The following is a 22,350-nucleotide window of genomic DNA, read 5'->3' on the forward strand; positions in this document are numbered from 1 at the left end:
CTCCTTAAAAAATGCTTAATGAATACGTTCTCGCCAACCGCTCGAGCAGCTTGACTCCGGTCAGGCTGTTTCCTTTGTCGTCAAGCGCCGGGCCGAAAATGCCTATGCCGCACCGGCCCGGGACGGCGGCGAGAATGCCGCCTGAGACGCCGCTTTTCGCCGGGATGCCGATTTTAATCGCAAATTCGCCGGATGCGTTGTACATGCCGCACGTGACCATAAACGTTTTGCAAATGCGGGCGACATCAAGCGGCATGAGCCGCTCGCCCGAATGCGGATCGCGCCCGTCAAGCGCGAACACCAAGCCGATGCGCGCTAAGTCGATGCACGTCATTTCGATGGCGCACTGCTTCGTGTACAAATCCATCAGCTCTTCGACATCTTCATCAATGATACGATGCTGCTTTAAAAAATAACAAAGGGAACGGTTCAAAAACGCCGTCTCAAACTCGGACCGGGCCACTTCCTCCGAATACGCGATCTGTTCGTTGCCCGCGAGGCGGCGGACGAACGCTAAGAGCCGCTCAAGCCGCTCTTCGACCGATCGGCCGCGGATCATATGCGTCACCGCCAGCGCCCCCGCGTTGATCATCGGATTGAGCGGCTTGGCCGGCTGCACTTCTTCGAGCTTCGCGATCGAGTTGAACGGGTCGCCTGTCGGCTCCATGCCGACTTTCCGGAACACCTCGTCTTCGCCGCGGTCGATTAAGACAAGGGCAAGCGTGATGATTTTCGAGATGCTTTGCAGCGTCACTTTCACCGTCACATCTCCGGCGCTCGCCACCTTGCCGTCCGGGGTGTATACAGCGATCGACAGTTCATTCGGATCGGCCTTGCCCAGGGCGGGAATGTAATCGGCTACTTTTCCATAGCGGGCGTACTGTTTCGCTTCTTCGACAAAGCGGACCAATTCTTCTTGACTGTACACAGGCATCACCGATCGTTAGTATCGCCTGTTTTTTCCTTTTCTATGCCCAAGTGTGTGGCAAACAGCCATCGATTCCCCCGCAGGCAGCCTCTTGCCCCCCGCCTGATGGATCCGCCCGCGACAAACGAACAAGGGGAGCATGCGGTTTGAACAGCAGCCGTTTTTCTTATTCTTCTTCGGCAAATACGTTTTTTAATTCGATCGCAAATCCGGGAAACAGACGGACAGGAATCGTATCATCGCGGACATACATCCCTTGGTGGCGGAATCTCCCTTCTTCGAGCACATAGACATCCATCGTCTCATTCACCGGATCGACAATCCAATATTCTTTCACCCCTGCCCGCTCGTAACGGTGAAATTTCACAATTTTGTCCTTGTGCACCGTTGATTTTGAAATAATCTCCACAACGAGATCCGGCACGCCAACAATTCGTTTTTCGCGAATGTTGCTTTTGTCGCAGACAACGACAAGATCCGGCTCAACCCATTCGCGAATTTGTTCCGGATCATCCCTCTCCGCCAAACAAACGTCGATCGGAGCGCCAAATACGGTGCATTCTTTCCCCCGCAAATAGGCCGCAAACTCGACCAACAATTCACGTTGCACGGCCTGATGTTTCGGCGTCGGAGCGGGAGACATGTTGAAGACTTGGCCGTCAATGACCTCATAGCGTACATCTTCGTCGAGCATCATGTATTGCGCATAGGTGAACGGCTGCCCTTTTTCCGGCATCGGCAGCAAAACAGCCTCCTTTCCTCTTTTCTTTTTAGTATACTTGAACGCTGCCCGGCAACCTAGCGCTTTCTTTTTTCTCAACAACCTGTTGTAGGCAAGGGAGAACGGTTTCAAGTATAATGAGAAAGAGGTGAGGAGCATGCAAGGCGAGTTGATTTTCCCAAGCTCCTCAACAGTTCGCCCCGCTCCCATCACGAGTTCTTTGCGGGACATCTTGCATGCTTTGTCGTATAATGGGGGGGCGAATCCTCTATGGCAAAAGCATGGAACCGGCGGATAGAGAAAAACACGTTCATAAGGAGATGAAATGATGCAAATCGCCCAAGGCGTCATGATGTTGGAACTGCGGGTGCAATCATTCGGCAGGGAGAGCATGTACCACCCGGTTGTCATTGCCGGTGAACAAGGAACGGTGCTCATCGATACCGGCACACCGGGGCAATGGGAGCCGATTCAAAACGCCATGACAAAAGTCGGCATTGACCCGGAAACATTGCAGGCCGTCATCATCACCCACCAAGACATCGACCATATCGGCAGCCTGCCGGAAATCAAGCAGGCGTTGTCCCATCGCGTTCGCGTCTACGCCCATCCGATCGAGAAACCGTACATTGAAGGCGAAAAAACGATTTTGAAATTCGACCGCAACCAAATGCCTCCTGAACGATGGGCTTCGCTGCCTGACGCGATGAAACAGCTTGCCGCCCGCCTGCCGAAAGCACCCGTTGATGAAACGGTGACAGACGGCTGCGTGCTCCCGTATGGCGGCATCACGGTCATCGAAACGCCTGGACATACACCAGGGCATATCAGCCTGTATTCGCCGAAACACCGCCTGTTGATCGCCGGCGACGCCCTCACCGCCGAAGACGGGCGGCTTTACGGGCCGAATCCGGCCTTCACGCCCGATATGGACGAAGCCATGCGCTCTGTCCGAAAATTGCTTGACTTTGACATCGAGACGGTCGTCTGTTACCACGGCGGAGCATGCCGCGGCGATATTCGCAAACAATTGGAGCGAATTGTTTCATCGATGGCATAACCTCATTCGGCGGCACAGCCCTGACAGACGAAGCCTTCTCTTTTGTTAACATCGGGGATGCCGACAACGGCATCCTTCTTCTGGTTTCCTGAAAAATTAGCCATTGATCTTATCCCGTTTTTCTTGTATAATGAAGTATGTCTGACAAACCATTTCGGGATGTAGCTCAGCTTGGTAGAGCACACGCATGGGGTGCGTGGGGTCGCAGGTTCAAATCCTGTCATCCCGATCGAAAAAACCAGCCGGCAAAACGCCCGGCTGGTTTTTTCTTCTTTCACGCCTTCCCTCATCGTGATGCTGTTTTCCCCTATGAAATCAATCCGATCTGCTTTCCTGCCAAAGCGATGCAGTCAACGGCCATCTCAATGTCTTCTTCCGTCATCGCAGCGGTGAGGGAAAAGCGAATGCGCGCCGTTCCCTCACGGACGGTCGGCGGCCGGATGGCGACAGCCGCGATGCCGGCTTCTTGCAGCAGCTCGCTCATGGCCACCGCCCGATCGTTCGGGCCGACAATCACCGGAACGATCGGCGTCTCGCTGCCGCTTATGTCAAACCCAAGCCGCTTCAATTTTGCGCGGAATGTTTCGCTTAAGGCGTGCAGTCGCTCACGCCGCTTTGGCTCCGCTTGGACAATATGAATGGCGGCTTCATTGGCGGCGAGAACCGCCGGCGGCAAGGCGGTCGTAAAAATTAGGCTGCGGGCGCTGTTGATCAAATAGTCGACCAGCCACGGCTCTCCCGTTACATACGCGCCGAAGCTGCCGAGCGCTTTGCTGAAGGTGCCGATGGCGATCACATCCTCTTCCTTCTCAAGCCCGACATGGTGAAGCAACCCTTCGCCGTTTGGCCCGAACACGCCGCCGCTGTGCGCTTCGTCGACGACCAAAACGGCGCGGTAACGACGCTTCAGCTCAACCAGCTCCTCGAGCGGCGCCATATCGCCGTCCATGCTGAAAACGGCATCGGTAATGATCCATTTCCGCTTACCGGGCGGAGATTGCTTCAACAACGTCTCCAGCTGGTCGATGTCGTTATGCCGATAGCGGAAACAGGCGGCTTTGCTCAATCGGATGCCATCGATCAAGCTCGCATGGTTCAACTCGTCACTAAAAACAAGATCATCGCGGCCGACTAACGCTGTCAATACGCCGATGTTGGCCGTATAGCCGCTGTTGAAAATAAGCGCCGCTTCCGTCTTTTTCCATTGTTTCAATGCGGCTTCCGCCCGCTCATAGAGCGGATGGTTGCCGACGATGAGCCGCGATGCGCCTGCTCCAGCCCCATATACACGCATCGCCTCGCAGCCTGCTTCGACAAGCCGCTTGTCATCGGCCAATCCTAAATAATTGTTGGATGCCAGATTCAACATCCGCCTTCCGTTTAGAATGACCGAAGCGCCTGACGCCTCTGCCCGGCGCAGCTGGCGCTTTTGCGCTTTTTGTTCCCATTCTTGCAGTTGCGCGGTCAGTTCGGTTTTCATCCCCATCCCCCCTTTATGTAAACTTATTATAAAAAACAGTTTACATTAAAACATGCGAATCGGCTAGGAAAAGATAATCGATTTTGTTAGCTGATTATTTCGCACATTGTTTTGGAAATTATCAATTTTCCACCTTCAGCTACATGCATAATCCAATCGCAGGCATGTCATACTATACGTGTTATCGGCAAAAAGGAGGTGCTCGAGATGGATGCCCGTCGGGCGCAAGAAATCGCGTTGTCGCCGGTGATGGCAAACGTCACATACAACGGCCAGCGCATTTACATCGAACATGTCGATCAGCAAAAAGGCGTAGCGACGATCCACCCGCTTGACAACCCAAGCCAAAAGCAAAGCGTGCCGGTCGCCAGCTTAGAAGAGCATGCTTAACCGCAAAAAAGCGAGAGAAAGGAATCGCCCTTTCTCCCGCTTTTTGATTTAATCGGCCGTCAGCTCTTCCCGCTGCTTATAGGCCTCTTGCACCGTTTGTTCCTTCATCGCTGTCCGGCCTGCCGTCCGAGTGTCGGCGGCGTGGGCCGGCTGCCCGGCGCGTTGGTCGTCCGGTTTCCGTTTCATCGCCATCCCCTCCTTCACCCCTAGCATGCCCCGAATGAAACGGGTTTACGACCGCGAAGGGGAAAGCGGCCCTTCCCGCCTCAAGCACGGTTTCACCTGATTTTTTCTAGCAGCTCGATCCGGTTGTGGAACGGATCGCGAAACGAAAACCGCTTTACCCCCGGGATCGGTTTTTCGTCTTGCGTCGCGACGCCTCGCTCTTCCAAATAGCGGCGCGCCGCTTCCACATCTTCCACTTCAAAGGCCGGGTGGCTTTTGCTGTTGTAGCCGTCTCGGTTTTCTACTCCAATATGAAGTTGAATATCGCCGACTTCATACCAAATCCCGCCATTTGCCTTCAACGACTCGGGCTTTTCGATTTCTTGAAAACCAAGCACACCGGTGTAAAAAGCGCGCGCTTCGTCTTCGGCGCCAACAGGAATGCAAATTTGCACATGGTCAAGCCGTTTGACGCGAATCACCGTTTCTTCCCTCCCTGTTCGAATGCTCGTTTTATACGGCGGGTGAACAAAACAGCCGCGAGCGCCCAAACGAGCAGCACCGCTTCGACCGCCCAGACGTTCGTGATGACTTTCGCCTGGTAGAGCGCCGGCAGCACGTCCATCGCCGCATGGATGAAGATGGCATAAACGACATAGCGGAACTGCCGCTCGCGCACCCCAAGCAAAACGAGCAGTGACAAGGCGACATGCACCGCAAGCGCCAACAGCCGTTCCAAGCCGCCTACGACATACAGCGCAAACGGCGTATGCAGCACTTGTTCCTTGATCAGCTCCGCCTGTCCTGCCGGAAGCGATGGGGCGATCGTTTTGTCAAAAGCGCCTGTTTGGATGAGGCTCATGAGCACCATCGTGTTCACGGCGCCAAACACGCCAAGCAAAATCGCTTCCGTCCCGCCGTGGCCAAGCCCGAATGACAGCCCATCGCCATATGCGCGTTTTTGTTTCAACAGCCAGCGAAACCCGACATAACGGCCGATTTCTTCAAACACGCCGGCGGCGAGCGCCGCATACAAAACGAAAAGCCAAACGTTGTCCGTTCCTTTTAACGCCGGGCGTCCCGGTTCGAGTACGGCGATGTGAATCGCTTTTTCCAACACTTGCGAGAAAACGAGAAAGATCAACGCACCGATGCCAAGCGCTTTCCACGAAAGCCATCCTTTTTTCCTTCCGTACCATACAAGTCCGATGGGAACGAACAACGAAATGCATAACTGCGCCACCGCGCCCGCCATGACCATATGATCTCCCCCTTCCGCTTATTTAGGAACGTTTGCGCTGCTCTTTCCGAAAATAAAGAAACGATTGGACAATCAAATACAAATTGCCAAACACTATGACGAACATCAAAAGAACAAATTGGATGTCCCCGCGCCAGAACGCGGTCAACATCAACAACACTCCCATTCCAATGAACACTTTGCCGCCAAGGCGGTGCGTCTTGTTCCAAACAGTTTCGCTCTCTAACGTCCACGGCGTACGGATGCCGATAAAATAATTATGTTTGATTTTCGGCATGTAGTTTCCAAGCACAATAAACAGCACCCCGACGCCAAGCGGCGCAAGCCGTCCAACATCGACCGGAACCCCGAGATTGTACGCCAATGTTACGATATGCAGGCTCAAGAAAAAGCAGGCGAGCGCCGCATTGACAATGCCGTAGCTTTTTTGAAACCGGCCGTAGTTGGCCTTTTTCGGATCAAGGTTTGGCAATACTTTCATAAAAATAAGGAGACCTGTCATCAATAAAGGCGGCAAAAACGCGCCAACCCATTTGTTGCTGAAGCCGTCGGCTTCACCCGCTGCGTTCCAGTGAATGGCCACTTGATCCGGCAAATAAGGAATGGCGGCCAAACTGATGACATAAGCGAAAACAGTGAGCGCGACCGCAAGCCGGTTACTCTTCATCATGTCTCTCCCCCTTTTCGACAAAGTCGTAAAACCAGCGAAGCAAATCTTGAAACACCGTCGTGTTGAGCGAATAGTAAATGTGTTGGCCGTCGCGGCGGTCTTGCACTAAATCGGCCTGTTTCAACACCTTCAAATGATGGGATACGCTCGGTTTTTGCATATCGAAATGCGAGGCGATTTCCCCTGCCGTTAAATCCCCTTTTCGCAACAACGATAAAATTTTCCGGCGCGTCGGGTCGGCAATCGCTTTAAACGCTTCGTTGAATGACAACAGGAATCCCACCTTGCGAACGAGTTTTGGATGCATCTGCAAAAGTCAAACGAGCCGCTAAAAGAGGCCTTTCATTCATCGCTGTTTTTTCGCTGTCTGTTTTTGGCATGTTTGTAGTTAGATATTTAAGAAATCATCTAAATATAAGACGAGTTTTTCGATATTTAGATAACTTTCTAATTAAAGAATATGCGATTTCCAACAGACTGTCAATGTCCTTCCTGATTTTCAACATCCTACTGTGTTAGTTTGATAGCTGCCGGCTTATCGAAGACTGTGCAGCATCGCGCCAAAAGTCCGCCTCTTTTACGAGACACATACAGTTCCGGCCCGCATATTCGGGATCAAGTACGCGATTTCAAACGTACTGCCAGTACATCGTATGATTCTTTTTCCGCACTCATCCGTGTTTTTCCTTCCGTTTCCGAAAAAACGGTAAACGGCCGCCCCCTTCCATTCGGAGAAGGGGCGGCCGTTGGGAAAAGGAGGTATTCGGCAGGCTTGGTCAGTATGCTATCGTCATTTGTGCGCTGCAGCCGGACGGTGCGGATGATTCGGGCGATGCGTGCTGCCCATCCGCTCACGGAGATACGGCAATACCCAACGGTCCAAACCGTAGCGGCCCGCGTTCGCCCCGGCAACGAGAATGAACACCGTCAGCAGCACCATTTGCGGGTTCGTGCTCGTCGTGCCTGAGAACATAAAGGCGAAGTTCATCACCGCTCCCATGAGGGCGGCAAATGTTGTAAACAATCCGAGAATGAGTGCGATCCCAACGAGAAATTCGCCCCACGGCACGAGGAAGTTGAACAATCCGACGTTCGGCAGCGCCACATTTTCGATAAACGCCGCCCACCAGCTTTGCACGGCCGGATGTTCGCCGGTCGCCTTCGTCAACGCTCCTTTCAAAAACCCGGTCGCATCAAAGCCATGCGTAATTTTCTCCCATCCTCCCATGAGCCATTCATACCCTAAATACAAGCGGAAGACGACCATCAACGCCGACGCCGTGACGTGTTCGCGCAGCCATTTGACAACCATCGTGTTTCTCTCCTTTCATTTTGGAAAATGTTCCTTACACTTTTATCTTAATCGTTTTTTCGCCTCGCGGAGCAAGGTTGCTCACCATTTCACGATATATTCAAAAAGTTTTGACGAAACCATGACTGTCCAATCCCTCTCATCACATTAGGTCTTTTTACACAGGAAAAAGGATTGACGTCTTGCCTCTTATACCGGAAAATAAAATAAACAATGTTAATTTTTAGAGAAAAGGAACGATTCAATGGAGGGGAAAAGAAAGAACATGTTATTAAGGCAAATGGATCACTTGTACGAGCAAATTGTCGAACATACGAGCCAAGGGATTATGGTGACCGATGCCGACGCCTGCATTCTTTTTGTCAATCGGGCGTTTACGGCCATCACCGGCTACAGCAAAGACGATGTGCTCGGAAAAACACCGCGCCTCTGGCAATCGGGGAAACACGGGAAACCATTTTACGCCCAATTATGGACATCATTGCTCGAAACGGGACGATGGCAAGGGGAAATTTGCTACAGCATATGCTGTCGCTTGACGGATTGACCGGCATCGCCAACCGCCGTTCATTCGATGAGCGCCTCGTCCACGAGTGGGAACGTGCGAAGCGGCATAAAGCGCCGTTTGCCGTCATGATGGTCGACATCGATGCGTTCAAACGGTTCAACGATACGTACGGTCATCAATGTGGGGACGACTGTTTGCGCCAAATCGCCTTGTCGCTGAAACAAACGGCAGAACAATACGGTGGGACAGCGGCGCGCTATGGTGGGGAGGAATTTGCCGTCATTTTGCCGCGCACTTCGCCGTCCGAAGCAGCGGCAGCCGCCGAGGCCATACGGGCAAACGTCGAGCGGCTCGCCATTCCGCACGGTTCCTCGCCCGCTGCTTGTGTTGTTACGGTCAGCGTCGGAGCCGCCGTCACCGTCCCACAACCAAATGAAGGCGCGCAAACCGTTCTTTCCCTTGCCGATCAGGCGCTTTATCGAGCCAAGCAAAACGGGCGCAACCGGACGGAAGTAGCTTGTCCCATTTGTGAATGAATCTTTCTCCTTGTTCCTAGGCGCGCATACAATGGCGACAAAAAGTTTTTACGGAAAAGTCTCATGGACCAATGTTTGACGACAGCGAACAGCCATGACGGCGATGCCTCCCCCTGACGCGCGGGGGAGGCATCCGTATCAGCCGCCCGACAGGCTACCTCGCCTGCTGCCGATCAGGGAACAACAGGCTAAACAGCACCCCGGCCGCCAGCGCAATGGCAAATGTCGCAAACCGTGAGCTAATGATGGCTTCAAGCGGCGAGGAAATCCAAAGAATCGTGCTGACAAAACCGGCGACGATCGTTGCGATGACGCCGACGCCGGAATATCGTTTCCAGAAGAAGGAAAGCAAAATCGCCGGCGACAGCGTGCAGCCGATTCCCGCCCACGCCCAACTGACAATGAAATACACAAGCGATTCCGATGTCATCGCCAGCACCAAACCAAGCAGCCCGGCCACGACCACCACCGCGCGGGAAAGCGCGACAAGCTGCTTTTCCGACAGGCGGAGGCGCAACGAGCGACGGACAATATCTTCGCTAATGGAGCTGGTGATCACAAGCAGCTGGGAATCGGCTGTCGTCACGATGGCCGCCAAAATGCCAGACAAAAGCAGCCCCGCCAGCCACGGCGGCAGTAAATCGAGCGCCATGTGCGGCAATACCGTTTCAACATCGGCGAAAGATTGATTTTGGTAAAGCGCGACCGCCGCCAGACCAATCAAAAAGGCGCCGCCATACGCCAACAGCGTCCAGATAATGGCGACCGTCTTTGCCGTTTTCGCTTCGCGGGCGTCTTTTAACGCCATGAAGCGGACGCTTAGTTGCGGCTGGCCGCCCAGGTAGCCAAAAAACCAGGCGAAATTGTTAAACAACAATAGCCCGAGCGCAAACCCAGCCGCCCCGCCCGTCCATGAGTCAAGGCCCGGTTTGGCTTGATGAAGCGCTGCGCTGATGGACAGGCCGCCGCTGTAAATTTCCAAAAGCGCCACAATGGGCAAAATCACGAGCGTCGCCAACATGAGCACACTTTGAATCATATCCGTCCAGACGACGCTGACAAAGCCGCCGGTATACGACAACATGATAACAATCGCCACACTGATGACCATCCCAAGCTTCGGATCAATATGAAACACCGTAAACAGCGTCTTGCCCGCTCCGGCAATTTGCGCGCTAAAGTAAAACATCATAAAACTGAAAATAAGGACCGTCGAAAGCCACAAAATCGTCCGCCCATGGGCGCCGAACCGTTTGGCTAAATAGCTTGGCAAGGTCAGCGCTCCGTACCGCTCCGCCTCTTGGCGGAAACGATCGGCCAGAAAGAGCCAGGCGCACACGATGCCGATGACAATGCCGACGGCCACCCAAATGGCAGAAAGGCCGCTCGCAAACACAAATCCAGTGTAGCCAAGCAACAGCCAGGCCGATTCTCCTGTCGCCCGCTCGGAAAACGCGAGCGCCCAGCCGGGAAGTTTTTTTCCGCCAAGCAAAAAGTCAGAGTGGCTCATCTCTTTTCTTCCATACCGATATCCAAGCGCCGCCATGACCAAACAGTAAAGGACGAGCTCCGCCAAAATGATGCCATTCATCGTTTCTCCTCCCTGTTGTATCATTCGCTTGGCCGCCATCGCTCCATGCTCTCCTTCTCTTCCCGCCATCCCCCCTTTTGTAGAAAAAGCCGGCATTGCCATCGTGTAGGACGACAATGCCGGCGCTGCTGTTCCATCGTTTTCCCTTCCTGCTGTCTTCTCTTTTACTATTACGTTTATGACCGGAGTATGTCATTTATTCCAGCAACCGAACTGTATGAAAGTTGCCAAAGGGAACAATATTGTATTAAAGTGGACTTGACACCAAAAAAAGGAGTGACCGAAGTGGATCGTTGGGAAAACGAATTACAAAAATACGCCGAGCTGGCTGTGAAAGTCGGCGTCAACGTCCAGCCCGGGCAGACGCTGTTCGTCAACGCCCCGCTCGAAGCGGCGCCGCTCGTCCGCAAAATCGCCAAAACCGCGTACGAAACCGGAGCGAAGCACGTATACGTCGAATGGAACGACGAAGCGCTGACATACATCAAATTTACGCACGCCCCGACCGAGGCGTTTTCTGAATACCCGATGTGGCGGGCAAGAGCGATGGAAGAGCTTGTGGAACAAGGGGCGGCCTTTTTATCGATTTACGCTCCCAATCCGGACTTGTTAAAGGACGTCGACCCGGCGCGCATCGCAACGGCAAATAAAACGGCGTCCCAGGCGCTCGCCAACTATCGGAGCGCTGTGATGGCCGACCGAAACTGTTGGTCGCTCATTTCCGTCCCAACAGCGGCATGGGCGCAAAAAGTGTTTGCCGGCCATAGCGAAAAGGAAGCGATTGACAAGTTGTGGGAAGCGATTTTCCATATCGTCCGCGTCGACCAAGACGACCCGATCGCCGCCTGGCAAGAGCACAACGACCGGCTCGCCCGCATTGTCGATCACTTGAACGCGAAACAATACAAGCAGCTTGTGTACGAAGCGCCAGGCACCCATTTGACCATCGAACTCGTCGACGGCCACGTCTGGCACGGCGGCGCGGCGACAAGCCAAAGCGGCATCCGCTTCAATCCGAACATGCCGACCGAAGAAGTGTTTACGATGCCGCATAAAGACGGCGTCAACGGCACAGTGCGCAACACGAAGCCGCTCAACTACAACGGCAACGTGATCGATCGGTTTACGCTCACATTCAAAGACGGTCAAGTCGTCGACTTCAGCGCTGAACAAGGATACGAAACGCTTAAACATTTGCTTGACACCGATGACGGAGCGCGCCGCCTCGGCGAAGTCGCCCTCGTCCCGCACCAGTCTCCGGTGTCGCTGTCGAACCTCATTTTTTACAATACGCTGTTTGACGAAAACGCCGCCTGCCATCTCGCTCTCGGCAAGGCGTACCCGACCAATATCGAAAACGGCGCGTCGCTTTCCAAAGAGGAGCTCGACCGCCGCGGCGTCAACGACAGCCTCGTCCATGTTGACTTTATGATCGGCTCGGCTGAGCTGAACATTGACGGCGTGACAAAAGACGGCCAACGCGAACCGATTTTCCGCAGCGGCAACTGGGCGTTTGAACTTGAATAATTCTTTTTCTGCGGCAGTACAGCAAAAAAACAAGGCTGTTTCAAGGCGATTCAATCCGCCTTTGAAAACAGCCTTCCCCTATTGAAATCGATCGTTCAAAACGCCGGTGTGTCGCACCGGACCTGCTTAATGGCGGCATTCCTCCCGCAGCGCCCTTCTTTCCTTTTCCGTCCGTTTCATGACATAAACGACTCCAAGCATGAAAAGAACAAACCATAAGACGAGCCCGTATTGGCCAACACCGAAGAAAACCGCTAACTTAATGCTTAAATAAAGAGGGGTGAACCATAAGGTGACAAGCGAGAAAAGTATGTATTGGGAAACGAATGAATTTTTTTTCCGTTCATTCCTTACAGCCAGAATCGTGATATGACGCAACAAAATGCCGCACATCAGGAAAGCGAACAACATCCAAAACAATGAAAGGTTCAAGGTTTGTCCCTCTTTTCCAAGGAGAAATGCAGCAGGCATCTTTTTCGCGGGGCATAAAATGTTAGGAACATTTTAACAATCCCTAACCATTTCCTATCATAACATAATTTTTCGAAATGTTCTATATACAAAATGAGGAAAAAGCTGCCCCCAACGATTCATTCTATAAGGACAGCTTGTTCCACGTACATATATTCGGGACGCCGGCAATGCTAGCGCATAACTAGCCCGCCGTCGACAAATAACGTTTGTCCGGTCATAAAGCGGCTCCAGTCCGACGCCAAAAAGAGAACCGGCCCGGCCACATCTTCGGGGGCAGCGATCCGCCGCAGCGGCGTCTGGGCAATCAGCATTTCTTTCACTTCTTCCTTCGTCCGTCGGCTGGCGTCAGTCGGGTAAACCAAACCGGGAGCGACACAATTGACGCGGATGCCAAACGGCCCAAGCTCCGCGGCTAAGTTGCGGCTGTAGCCAACGAGCGCCGCTTTCGCTGTTGTGTAGTCATGGTACGGGATGACCGGGCGGGCGACTAAATCTGTGACGATGTTAATCATGCTCCCGCCGCCCTGCTGTTTCATTATGGGTATCACCGCCTGGCACATATAATGGGTCGAGCGCAGCGCTCCGTCGATTTGCGCCTGATAGTCTTTCCACCCGAGCTCCCACGCCAGTTTGCGTTCATCTGGGTCGAATACGTACGGCGCGAACGCATTATTGACAACGACATCGATTTTTCCTGTCTCCATCACCACTTGCTCAATCAACTGCTTGACGGACGATTCCGAAGTGACATCGGCCTGAACAGCCCAGGCATCGCCGCCGAGTTCGACGCAGGCGGCGGCCACTTGTTCCGCCGCCTGCTTATTTTGCAAATAGTTGACAATCACCGTTCCTTGTTCACGGGCAAAAGCGCGGGCGATGGCCGCACCGATGCCCCGGCTCGCACCGGTCACAACAATGACTTTCCCTGAAAACATTCCCATTTTGATCCTCCGTTACTGTTGCGGCAGCAAATCGTCGGCGACGACTTCCGCCATGTTAAGATCATTTTTCACTAAGCCTAACGTTTTGTACGTGTCCGCGGCTTGCTGCAGCACGTTGACATCAAGCGCCCCCAACCCTTTTTCTTCCGTCAACGGCGACACGCTCGACCCATTTCGCAGCTTGATGATTTGCAAATTGCGCTGCTCATCCTTGCCATCGATGGCGTACTTTGTGGCCAGCGAAGCCGCTTCTTCCGGATGGTCGATCATCCATTGGGCGCTGTTCCGATACGCTTCCAAAAACATTTGCAGCAACTCTTTCTTCTCGTTATACGTCTTCTCGGTTACGACAAAGACATCGCTCGGGATATTTAAATAGTCTTTCACTTCCATTACGTTGACGTCCCCGAGCCCTTTTTCTTTCGCCATAACAAGCCCGGTATCGGTCGCCGCTGTCGCGTCCACTTGCCCTTGCATAAGCGGGGCAAAGTTTAATAAACCGGTCTCGACAATAGTCACATCACGTTCCGAAAGCCCGGCTTGATGCAACAACACTAATAAATTTTGCCGCGTTCCGCTCGCCAAGCTGTACACGCCAATTTTCTTTCCTTTTAAGTCTTCCGGTTTCGTAATCTGTTTGTCTTTTAGCGAGACGACGTTGAAAACGTTTTGCGGATAAATATTGTAAATGACTTTTAACTTCGCCCCTTTGTCCAGGGCAAAGAAGAGCGAACCCGGATCCGTAAAAGCGATATCGGCTTGTCCAGAAAGAATGTTTTTGATCGCATCGCCGCCGCCGGCGCCGGGGATGAGCGTTATGTTCAACCCTTTTTCTTTAAAAAAGCCTTTTTCTTTTTCCACGAGCAAGTTCGTCTGCTCAGTTATCGGCTGGCTCCAAAGGGCGACACGCAGCGATTCTGTTTTGTCTTTTTTCGCTTTTCCCGCCGTTCCGCCCGTTTGATCATTCCGCCCGGCTGCACCACAGGCCGCCAAAAAAACAGCAACCACCAGCAGCCATACAGCCACTAACGTTTTCCTTTTCATTTTCCGGTCTCCTTTTTATATGGTTTTAACAATCGCTTTTCAAGGAAATGAACCATCTGGTAAAGCACAGCCCCTAACATCGTTAATAAAAGCAAAACAGAAAACATAAGCGGGGTATCCATCATCCCTTGGGAAGCGATAATCATCGCACCGAGCCCTTCGCTGGCGCCGATAAATTCGCCGACAACCGCGCCGACAACCGCCAATACAACGGCAACGCGAAACCCGGCAAAAATGCTCGGCAACCCGGCGGGAAGTTTTAAATGAATGAGCGTTTGCCAACGTGTCGCGCCTAACACACGAAACAATTCCAGTTTGTTCCGATCAGTATATTGAATCGCCGTCACCGTATTTTCAAGCAAAGGGAAAAAGCAGATCAAAGCCGTAATGACCACTTTCGATGTCATGCCGAACCCAAACCAAAGAATAAATAACGGTGCTAGAGCGAGTTTCGGCACGGCTTGGCTGGCGACGACATACGGGAAGAACAGTTTGCGCAACCATTCCATTTCACCCATGAGAATGCCGACGACAAGACCAAGGCCGCTTCCTACACTAAGCCCAAGCAGCACTTCCAAGCTTGTCCGAACGATGTGCGGCCAAAAATAGCCGGTCTTAACTCCGTCCAAAAGCGTTGCGGCAACGACCGAAGGCGCCGGCAAAACAAGCGGCGACATTTGTTTGGCGGCCAGCTCCCAAACGAGAAGAAGCAAAACGAATAAGGCGACGGAATACACGCGAAAGTTGTTCACCGCTTCGCCCCCTCCATCGCCTGCCGCACTTGGAAACAGAGCTCGTTAAACCTCGGCTCATAACGCATTTCCAACGCTCGCGGCTTCGGAAGGTTGACATCGAGCGAATAGATGATGCCGCCATCGGCCATGACAGCGATGCGGTCGGCTAAATACACAGCTTCGGCAATATCGTGGGTAATAAACAAGACGCTTGTGTTGTGCAGCCGGCAAAGCGTCAACAAGTCATCTTGCAGCTCTTCCCGTGTGATGGCATCCAACGCCGCAAACGGCTCATCAAAAAACAAAAGCGCCGGCTTTTGAATCAAAGCTCTGGCGATCGCCACCCGGCTTTGCTGCCCGCCGGACAGCTGCGCCGGGTAGTGATCACGATGGGACCGTAAGCCCATCCGTTCAAGCAAATCGTGCGCCAACTCGTAATCTTCCTTCGTCGGTTTTCGTTTGAGTGAGATCGGCAACAGAACGTTATCAATGACCCGCTTCCATTCGAGCAAGGTCGGCGTTTGAAACACGTAGCCGATGGAAGGGGAAGGCTGCGTCACTTTTTGACCTTGTAAATAAATGCTCCCTTCATCAGGCCGTAAAAGACCGGCGGCAAGCTTTAATAACGTCGTCTTGCCGCAGCCGCTTTTTCCGACAAGACAATGAAACTCTCCTTCACGGATCGTCCAACTGACCCCGTCAACGACCGGTTTCGAACTTTGGTACCGGTACGTGACCCGGTCTAGCTGCAAAAAACTCATTCCCATTTTCCTCCTTAATCGACATAAGGAGCGAACTGTTCCGCATACGCTTCAGCCGCTGATTCAATATCGACCATTTGCACGAGGTCGCGCAAATTAAAGCGCCCATCATGGTGCCAGCCCGCTTCAGGAGAAGTCATATACCCAAGCGCTGTAATGCGTGTGGCGCCCGCTTTTCCTAACCACTTCGCCCATTCGAACAGCTCTTTTGGCGAAGCGGCCACTCCCACCGTCTGCAAAAACCGCCGATACGGGGCGATTTCTGAAATGATTTGTAAAATATCATCAAAGGCAACGATTTTCACAACCCGATTCAGGCAGCTCACAGCAAACTCCCGGTGTTCCGGCTCATACACGACGGCCCAATCTCCCGCTTCGTTTCCGAGCACTTCCTTCTCATTGTCCGCCAACGCGCTCAGTTCTTCGTGCTGCCGCCAAGCCGCTTGTGCGGCCATTTCCTCAAGAGAAAGGGGGCGGCGCGGAAACCGTTTCGCAAAACAGTTCAGCTCGTGGGCGACGTAGCGGGCAAACTCTTTTGGCGAGACACTTCCACCTTTTTGCACATAAAACAGATGCGGCGAATAACACCCTTGCTGGTCGTAGCGCACAATATCGAACGCCGCTTGGTGAGCGGTCTGCCACGCCTTTCTTGCATCAAGACAGGAGCGGGAAACAATGCCAAAACTAATTTTATGGCCAAACGGCAAAAAACGGGTTGTCACCGGAATGCGGCTTTGCATGTCTTGCAGCGATGCATTGCTCCCATAGCCGACGACTACATCCGCTTGCTGAAACATAGCGCGCTCCCGCTCGGCGTCTCCGCCTTTCCACCAAACGACGGCCAGGCAGTCCGCCAATTTCGGCTCGATTTCTACTACTAAACGGGCAAACCAGCCGGCAAAAAGCGGCTCAGCGCTCGATACTTTCCCGATGTTCCCCGCTTTCACCAACAGCCCGGAAATCAAGCTCCATAACGGCAGCGCCGGCACGTTCCCCGCCCAAATATGGACGATCAACTCCGGGCCGACCGCTTTGGAAAAGCCGCCTTTGGCCCGCGGTTGAAAGCCGTCGAGAAGCAGGGGGTTTTCGAAGTCCTCCACAAGAAACCGTTGCAATTGCGGTTTGCGGAACGTTTTGAAATACGAGGTCAGCCCAAGCCGAACCATTTCCGCATCATAACCGGTGACAATCGGCAGCACGCGTTCCGCCTTTTGCCGAACGGGATGGCGGCGATCAAGCAGCTGTTCAACCGCCCGGTCAAGCAACTCAACCATCTCCATCACCGAAAACGATGGAAGAACCCGGGCGCTGGCTTGTTTCACTTTTTCTGCCACTTTGTTCAGCTGTCCCACCGTTAAAAGGGGAACTTCCACCTCGACCGTTTCCCCGTTTTTTTTAAACGTTAAAACACGCGTTTCGATCGGTTCATCCCCGATGTCAGGAAGATAACCGGCATATTCTCTCATTCGGACATCCCCTTCGCCGCGCGGATGAATTCCTCGACTGCGATCGAACAACCTTTCGCTTCCGCCCCTTGCACCCGACCGAACAATCGGAAGCCGTCGTCCGTTTCCACGCCCATATCTTCCGTCAAAATCGTCGTTACCGAGTTGAAGTTGCCGAGGTCGCAATGAACGAGGACGCCGCGTTCTCCTTTTGGCATCTCCTCCCCGGTCAACGGATGAATCACTCTCGTGCGAATCCAATGCGGCCCCGATTTCACCGACGGAACTGTCTCATTTCCGTTATCGTAAAATTGTGTGCTAAGCTCTGTCATGCCGTACATGTTGATGCACGCGCGGCGCGGGACGCCAAGATAAGCGGACAGCGCGTCATAAAACTCATCGAGGCCCATTTCCCGCGACTGGTTTTTAAAGCCGCCTGTATCAAGAATTCGGCTCCCGTCCGGCAAACGGAACGTTTTTCCTCGTTTGGCGAGCTCTTCAAACAAATGAACGAAGCTAAACGAAGCCCCTAAAAGGGCGTACGGCTCACCCGATTGTTCCGCCTGCTCCAGTCCGGCAAGAAGCCGGTCCATATCCAGACCGCCGCGGTTGACAAAATATTGGCTGTCTTCCGTGCCAAACACGTTAATAGCGAGCGCTAAATAATGGGCGAGCGAAGAATTCGGCATATCCTCTTCCGCCGGAAACAGAATCCCCATCTTGATTTTATCGCGCCCTTTCATGAACCGCTTTTGAAAATTGACGATCATGGACTGATCGTACACCTTCAGTGTCGGATGATAATGTTTTCCCCGAACTCCTTTTGTCGTTCCGCTCGTCATAAACACACGTTCAGCCTGCTCAGGAGGCGTGCAGCTTAGCGTCAATTCTTTAAACGCATTGATCGGCACAGCGGGAATGTCCCGCCACGTTTTCACCGTTCTTGCCGTTTTTCCTTTTTGCCTGCAATATGTACGATACGGAAGATTGTTTTCGTATTGATAGGCAAATAGCTGCAAGGCATACTCGTTAAACTCATCTTCCGAGGACGTTTCCTTATTGATAAACGAAAGCAAACATTCGACGATTTCTTGTTGTGTCATATTTTCCAACCCTTTCTGCTCTATCCCCATTCCACTCTCGCAAAAAAGCACTTTGCGCGCGGCAAAGTGCTTCAAAATGCTTCCTTTCCCTGCGCTGGCATTATCCAACAGGTTCAACGGTCAACGGCGGATTAGCCGTACTCTCAGCCTGATTCCACAAGCTCCCGTAAGTGTATGATCTTTTTACAATCAAAGTCTACTCTCTAAAAAAAAAGAATGCAAGAAAAAAGCGATGGAAGCATCCTCCATCTGTGCGCGCAAACATCCGGCCAAGCCGCGGCAGATGGAGGCGGTGACGGAGTGAACCACAGCCTATAGAAGGGGCTGTCTTCAAAAAGTTGTGTTCTTCCGTTTTCCGTCAGTCATTACGCCTATATAGAGAAGGTGTCCCGTTAGTTAGGACACCTTCCTTCCTTATACTTGAACCGCGGTGGAGGCGGCCTGTGCCAGCTGTTCGCATTGGCGTAGACGGATGCCGAAAAGGACAAGCGGGTCGCGATACGCTTCCGGATTCGTGCGCATCTGCTTCAATTCCCCTTCCTGGGCGGCAATTTCAAGCTCCAACCGCTCCAACGTTTCCGTTAACACTGCCAACGGCGGCTGGAAAAATTGGGCAATGTCGCGTTCGAGCGATTTCGCAAACCATTCAAACGGCAGCAACAACTGCCCGATAACCGTTTCCGCCACATCGGCATAATCTTGCGTTTGGATAAACTGTTTATACTTTTGCGCCAACATCGCCTTATTTTGCGCGAAGGCGCCAAGCAGTTTGCCCGCCCCCTTCAGGAGCAGCTGCCCCGGCGTGCGGCGGAGGAAAACGTTCAACTTGTCAATTTGCGTGCCGCCTGCGAGCCGGTCAATATCGCGCCGCCAATCGGTCAAAATGCGGAAATCGCACTCGAGCGCAAGCCGCTCCTCACCGAACATAGCGTTAAACCCTTCACTCATTTCATGCAAAAACGCCTGGCATTCATGGAATTCCTCTTCTGTCGCGGCAATCCAATCGTTCATGGCGCGATGCAAATTCGGCAGCACCTCTTCATCGACATAAGCGCGAAGCTGTTCGTTCACGCTGTCATTCAGCTCGAGGTGAAGGCGGGAAAAGTCACTGTCTTCCCGCACAAAGTCGGTCGCTTTGCGCAATATATCCGGAATCGCCGCTGCCACGGCCGTCCGCGTCTCTTCCAAAACAGCGCGGAACGCTTTTACGATTTTCGCGGTTTTCTCCTCTTGCTGATCGCCGAGTTGGTGGATCGCCCCATTCAGCTTGGCGGCCATTTCTTTTTTCCAGACGACCGATTCCGCCAGCCGGCTTTCCGCCTCAGCCCGCTGTCGGAACAAATGGGCAATGAACCGGCGAATTGTCGCCAATATCGCTTCTTCCCGGCGAACGGAAGACCGATGCTGACGCACCTCACCAAGCAAGCCGACAAGCTCCTGTTGCTGCCTGCGGCTTGGCGCGTGCGGCGAATAGACGATCACGTTCGCCTCCGGCACGATGGTGCGAATATGCGCCTCGATGTCTTGGGCGATCCGTGCCGCTTCCTGTTCATCGATCATCCCGTCACCCGGCGGCAACAAAAAGTGAATCGGCACGTGCGGCGCCCGCTCGCAAAGCTGCAGCACGAGCTGTTCATCGACGCTAGAAAATGGATCATCACCGTTTAGAAGAAAAAGAATACTATCGGCGAGCGGGAATGAGGCGAACGCCTCATGGTCGGAAAAGGCGCGCCCGCCAAGCGGGCCGATGTCCAAAAAGGCCACCTCCTGCGGTACGAGCGGAAACGGCGCCGTGCACTCAATCACCGTATCATCAGGAAATCGGCTTCCCCGCCCCCCCGATGTTTGTTGAAACTCATCGAGGCTCGCAAAAACTGTAAACTGTTCATCACTAATTTTCGTCACTTCAGTCTCGTCTCCGCTTTTCCAAACAAGCACCGGGGCGGATGGCGCCACTAACGCCGCTTCACCGACCACCGTGCGCAAAAACGCCAGCCGCTCATTTCGCGACGCCCCGGCAATAAGGACGCGGTGCAGCCGCAAATCGGAAAGCTGCCGCACAAGCCAACGGAAACGAAAATGTGAGCCCGCCCGCTGCACCTCCGCCCAGTCGGCTATTTCCTCAAATAACGCCACACCCGCTTCCCCGGACTTCGCATCCGCACGAACAAGCTGTTTAGCGGCGTTCTTCACCGTTTCATCATCAAAGCTGTCCGGAAACTTTTCACTCCACGCCAATAAGGCAGCCGCGGCCTCCGCCCTCCCGCTTTCACCGGCTAAATTCACCCAGCTTTTTAAGAGCGGAGGCACGACTTCAACTAGCTCTTTTACCCGATACCGCCCTTTTACTAACCCGGCATACGCCTCGGCTAAAAGGGACGGGATTCGCTTCCACTCATAGTCGCGGCCAATCGCCAGCTCGTCATAAAGACGATTCCACTCCGCCAGCCACGAAAAATACACATCGCCATCTTGATAACCGTTCCATAACGCCTGTACTAATCGTTCAAACTTCACCCGATCAGTTTCATACAGCAGCGTCAAACACCGTGAAAACCGCGCAGGCGCCATCACCCGCGCATGCCCTTGTTCCACATAGCCTGTTAAAATGTCCGCCCAACGGCGCGCCGACGTCCGCACCGCTTCCCCTAAGGCGAGCTCGATGGCACTTTCCCAATCGCCTTGCTCCTCAAAAAAAGCACGCGCCCATTCGGTCATATTCGGGTAGTCGGGGTAGAGCGCCACGCCGCGTTTGATCATTTCATCCGCTTTTTCTCTTTCCCCCAACTCGCGGTAGAGCGAAAACAAACGCAAGATGATCTCCGCTTGAAGCGTTTCACTTTCCGCCTCGATCGAGCGATACAGCTCCTCGGCAGACTGAAGCTGTCCAAGCTCATAGTAGCTGTCAGCAATGTTTTTTTGCGCCCATGGACGCAAATCGTTATGGACGTTTTCCCATTTAAAAATTGCTGTCTCATAATCGCGGCGGTGGAAATACACCTCCCCTTGGGCAAAACGAATAGACGACAAATCGGCCCCGTCCCGGTACGCGGCGAAGAAAATGTCGCCAAGTGCATAGACGGTATCCCGTTCTCCCGTATCGATCAATGTTTCATAAAATGTTTTATGGACAAGTTGCTGTTCAAACCCCATGTCGATCACCTAACTCGTATAGTTGCCATGCATGTTCATTGTATGGCACGTTTTCGAATTTTATTTCTATCTTATACATTTTACCAAACTTTCGCGGAAAGGAACGTTTCAATTTGTTTTCATTTGCAAGACAAAACACAGCTGTTCCATTAACGAGAAAATGCTTCTGCCATCGCAGCAAGCTTGCGATGCCAAAAGAGAGAAGGTCGGCAAGTCCGGCCCAGACAAATAGAGGTTTTATCGCCTATGGAAGAAAAAAATCTCCCATCACGATTCAGCTAAACCGCGATAAGAGACTGATTTCTGTGTGATTTCGCCATATATGTTTAATCAAAAACGAAAGTCTCCTATTACAGCGCCCTCTGATCCGGCGCTCGCAATAGGAGACTTTTTTCACGCTACTTCGTGCGTTCCTTCCGTATGTAAATGGCGTCCCAGGAGAGATTCGAACTCCCGACCGACGGCTTAGGGCCGATGCCCCTTCCTCTGCGAGCCTATTCAAGGAAGCTGGATGCGTCGGGGCAACTCGCAGTTGTTTCAAAGAAG

The 22,350-nt window shown here is 53.0% G+C and carries 23 protein-coding genes, 1 tRNA gene and 1 riboswitch; of the genes, 6 read left to right on the plus strand and 18 right to left on the minus strand.

Annotated features, from left to right (window positions below; genetic code table 11):
- Positions 1-4: 4 nt before the first annotated feature.
- Positions 5-934, minus strand: a complete 930-nt coding sequence (gene glsA, locus ACTVDO_RS14710) for a glutaminase A (protein WP_442901780.1) — start codon at positions 932-934, stop codon at positions 5-7.
- A 160-nt stretch (positions 935-1,094) separates the two neighbouring features.
- On the minus strand, positions 1,095-1,670 hold the full coding sequence (locus ACTVDO_RS14715) for a Uma2 family endonuclease (protein WP_442901781.1): 576 nt from the start codon (positions 1,668-1,670) through the stop codon (positions 1,095-1,097).
- 304 nt (positions 1,671-1,974) lie between these two features.
- On the opposite strand from ACTVDO_RS14715, the gene ACTVDO_RS14720 reads away from it, so the two are divergent.
- Positions 1,975-2,709, plus strand: a complete 735-nt coding sequence (locus tag ACTVDO_RS14720) for an MBL fold metallo-hydrolase (RefSeq protein WP_442901769.1) — start codon at positions 1,975-1,977, stop codon at positions 2,707-2,709.
- A gap of 155 nt (positions 2,710-2,864) precedes the next feature.
- A tRNA-Pro gene (locus tag ACTVDO_RS14725) sits at positions 2,865-2,938 on the plus strand.
- Between the two features lie 78 nt (positions 2,939-3,016).
- Here the strand turns inward: ACTVDO_RS14725 and bioF are convergent.
- Positions 3,017-4,189 (minus strand): 8-amino-7-oxononanoate synthase, encoded by a 1,173-nt coding sequence (bioF, locus tag ACTVDO_RS14730; RefSeq protein WP_442901770.1) that lies wholly within the window; start codon positions 4,187-4,189, stop codon positions 3,017-3,019.
- A gap of 207 nt (positions 4,190-4,396) precedes the next feature.
- Here bioF and ACTVDO_RS14735 point away from each other — a divergent pair, with 207 nt between their 5' ends.
- Positions 4,397-4,579 carry a small acid-soluble spore protein H gene (locus tag ACTVDO_RS14735; RefSeq protein ID WP_442901771.1) on the plus strand — a complete coding sequence of 61 codons (183 nt, stop codon included), beginning with the start codon at positions 4,397-4,399 and terminating at the stop codon, positions 4,577-4,579.
- 48 nt (positions 4,580-4,627) lie between these two features.
- Here ACTVDO_RS14735 and ACTVDO_RS14740 read toward each other — a convergent pair whose 3' ends face one another.
- From ACTVDO_RS14740 to ACTVDO_RS14765, 6 genes are all read right to left on the minus strand, one after another.
- Complete coding sequence (locus ACTVDO_RS14740) at positions 4,628-4,765, minus strand: hypothetical protein (RefSeq protein WP_020960236.1); 138 nt, start codon at positions 4,763-4,765, stop codon at positions 4,628-4,630.
- Between the two features lie 92 nt (positions 4,766-4,857).
- A complete protein-coding gene (locus tag ACTVDO_RS14745; RefSeq protein WP_020960237.1) occupies positions 4,858-5,226 on the minus strand; it encodes a VOC family protein in 369 nt (122 codons plus the stop codon).
- Entirely contained in the window at positions 5,223-6,005 is a 783-nt protein-coding gene (locus tag ACTVDO_RS14750; protein WP_442901772.1) for a YhfC family intramembrane metalloprotease, read from the minus strand. The genes ACTVDO_RS14745 and ACTVDO_RS14750 overlap by 4 nt, the downstream gene beginning before the upstream one ends.
- Positions 6,006-6,027: 22 nt before the next feature.
- Complete coding sequence (locus tag ACTVDO_RS14755) at positions 6,028-6,675, minus strand: SdpI family protein (protein ID WP_442901773.1); 648 nt, start codon at positions 6,673-6,675, stop codon at positions 6,028-6,030.
- Positions 6,662-6,946 (minus strand): autorepressor SdpR family transcription factor, encoded by a 285-nt coding sequence (locus tag ACTVDO_RS14760; RefSeq protein WP_020960240.1) that lies wholly within the window; start codon positions 6,944-6,946, stop codon positions 6,662-6,664. The genes ACTVDO_RS14755 and ACTVDO_RS14760 overlap by 14 nt, the downstream gene beginning before the upstream one ends.
- A 519-nt stretch (positions 6,947-7,465) precedes the next feature.
- Complete coding sequence (locus tag ACTVDO_RS14765; RefSeq protein WP_442901774.1) at positions 7,466-7,987, minus strand: DoxX family protein; 522 nt, start codon at positions 7,985-7,987, stop codon at positions 7,466-7,468.
- A gap of 265 nt (positions 7,988-8,252) precedes the next feature.
- Between ACTVDO_RS14765 and ACTVDO_RS14770 the strand changes: the two genes are divergently transcribed.
- Complete coding sequence (locus tag ACTVDO_RS14770; RefSeq protein WP_158413367.1) at positions 8,253-8,534, plus strand: PAS domain-containing protein; 282 nt, start codon at positions 8,253-8,255, stop codon at positions 8,532-8,534.
- Positions 8,501-9,031: a diguanylate cyclase gene (locus tag ACTVDO_RS14775; RefSeq protein ID WP_158413368.1), complete on the plus strand. Its 531-nt coding sequence runs from the start codon at positions 8,501-8,503 to the stop codon at positions 9,029-9,031. Before ACTVDO_RS14770 ends, ACTVDO_RS14775 begins: the two co-directional genes overlap by 34 nt.
- Positions 9,032-9,185: 154 nt before the next feature.
- On the opposite strand, the gene ACTVDO_RS14780 is transcribed toward ACTVDO_RS14775, so the two are convergent.
- Entirely contained in the window at positions 9,186-10,622 is a 1,437-nt protein-coding gene (locus ACTVDO_RS14780) for a sodium/proline symporter (protein ID WP_442901775.1), read from the minus strand.
- 285 nt (positions 10,623-10,907) lie between these two features.
- Here ACTVDO_RS14780 and ACTVDO_RS14785 point away from each other — a divergent pair, with 285 nt between their 5' ends.
- Entirely contained in the window at positions 10,908-12,149 is a 1,242-nt protein-coding gene (locus ACTVDO_RS14785; protein ID WP_442901776.1) for an aminopeptidase, read from the plus strand.
- A 126-nt stretch (positions 12,150-12,275) separates the two neighbouring features.
- On the opposite strand, the gene ACTVDO_RS14790 is transcribed toward ACTVDO_RS14785, so the two are convergent.
- The 8 genes from ACTVDO_RS14790 to ACTVDO_RS14825 form a co-directional block, all read right to left on the minus strand.
- On the minus strand, positions 12,276-12,581 hold the full coding sequence (locus tag ACTVDO_RS14790; RefSeq protein ID WP_020960248.1) for a hypothetical protein: 306 nt from the start codon (positions 12,579-12,581) through the stop codon (positions 12,276-12,278).
- A gap of 212 nt (positions 12,582-12,793) precedes the next feature.
- Entirely contained in the window at positions 12,794-13,564 is a 771-nt protein-coding gene (locus tag ACTVDO_RS14795) for a 3-oxoacyl-ACP reductase (protein WP_442901777.1), read from the minus strand.
- A 12-nt stretch (positions 13,565-13,576) separates the two neighbouring features.
- On the minus strand, positions 13,577-14,608 hold the full coding sequence (locus ACTVDO_RS14800) for an ABC transporter substrate-binding protein (RefSeq protein ID WP_020960250.1): 1,032 nt from the start codon (positions 14,606-14,608) through the stop codon (positions 13,577-13,579).
- Positions 14,605-15,360: an ABC transporter permease gene (locus tag ACTVDO_RS14805; protein ID WP_020960251.1), complete on the minus strand. Its 756-nt coding sequence runs from the start codon at positions 15,358-15,360 to the stop codon at positions 14,605-14,607. The genes ACTVDO_RS14800 and ACTVDO_RS14805 overlap by 4 nt, the downstream gene beginning before the upstream one ends.
- Positions 15,357-16,103 carry an ABC transporter ATP-binding protein gene (locus tag ACTVDO_RS14810; RefSeq protein WP_020960252.1) on the minus strand — a complete coding sequence of 249 codons (747 nt, stop codon included), beginning with the start codon at positions 16,101-16,103 and terminating at the stop codon, positions 15,357-15,359. The genes ACTVDO_RS14805 and ACTVDO_RS14810 overlap by 4 nt, the downstream gene beginning before the upstream one ends.
- Positions 16,104-16,117: 14 nt before the next feature.
- Positions 16,118-17,569 carry an acyl-CoA reductase gene (locus tag ACTVDO_RS14815; RefSeq protein ID WP_442901778.1) on the minus strand — a complete coding sequence of 484 codons (1,452 nt, stop codon included), beginning with the start codon at positions 17,567-17,569 and terminating at the stop codon, positions 16,118-16,120.
- Positions 17,566-18,651, minus strand: coding sequence for a LuxE/PaaK family acyltransferase (locus tag ACTVDO_RS14820; RefSeq protein ID WP_041267942.1), 1,086 nt, complete (start codon positions 18,649-18,651; stop codon positions 17,566-17,568). Before ACTVDO_RS14820 ends, ACTVDO_RS14815 begins: the two co-directional genes overlap by 4 nt.
- A 69-nt stretch (positions 18,652-18,720) precedes the next feature.
- Positions 18,721-18,829: riboswitch (TPP riboswitch) on the minus strand.
- 236 nt (positions 18,830-19,065) lie between these two features.
- Positions 19,066-21,804, minus strand: coding sequence for a tetratricopeptide repeat protein (locus ACTVDO_RS14825; RefSeq protein WP_442901779.1), 2,739 nt, complete (start codon positions 21,802-21,804; stop codon positions 19,066-19,068).
- Positions 21,805-22,350 lie beyond the last annotated feature (546 nt).

The organism is Geobacillus sp. BK01, assembly GCF_052220245.1.
Taxonomy (GTDB): domain Bacteria; phylum Bacillota; class Bacilli; order Bacillales; family Anoxybacillaceae; genus Geobacillus.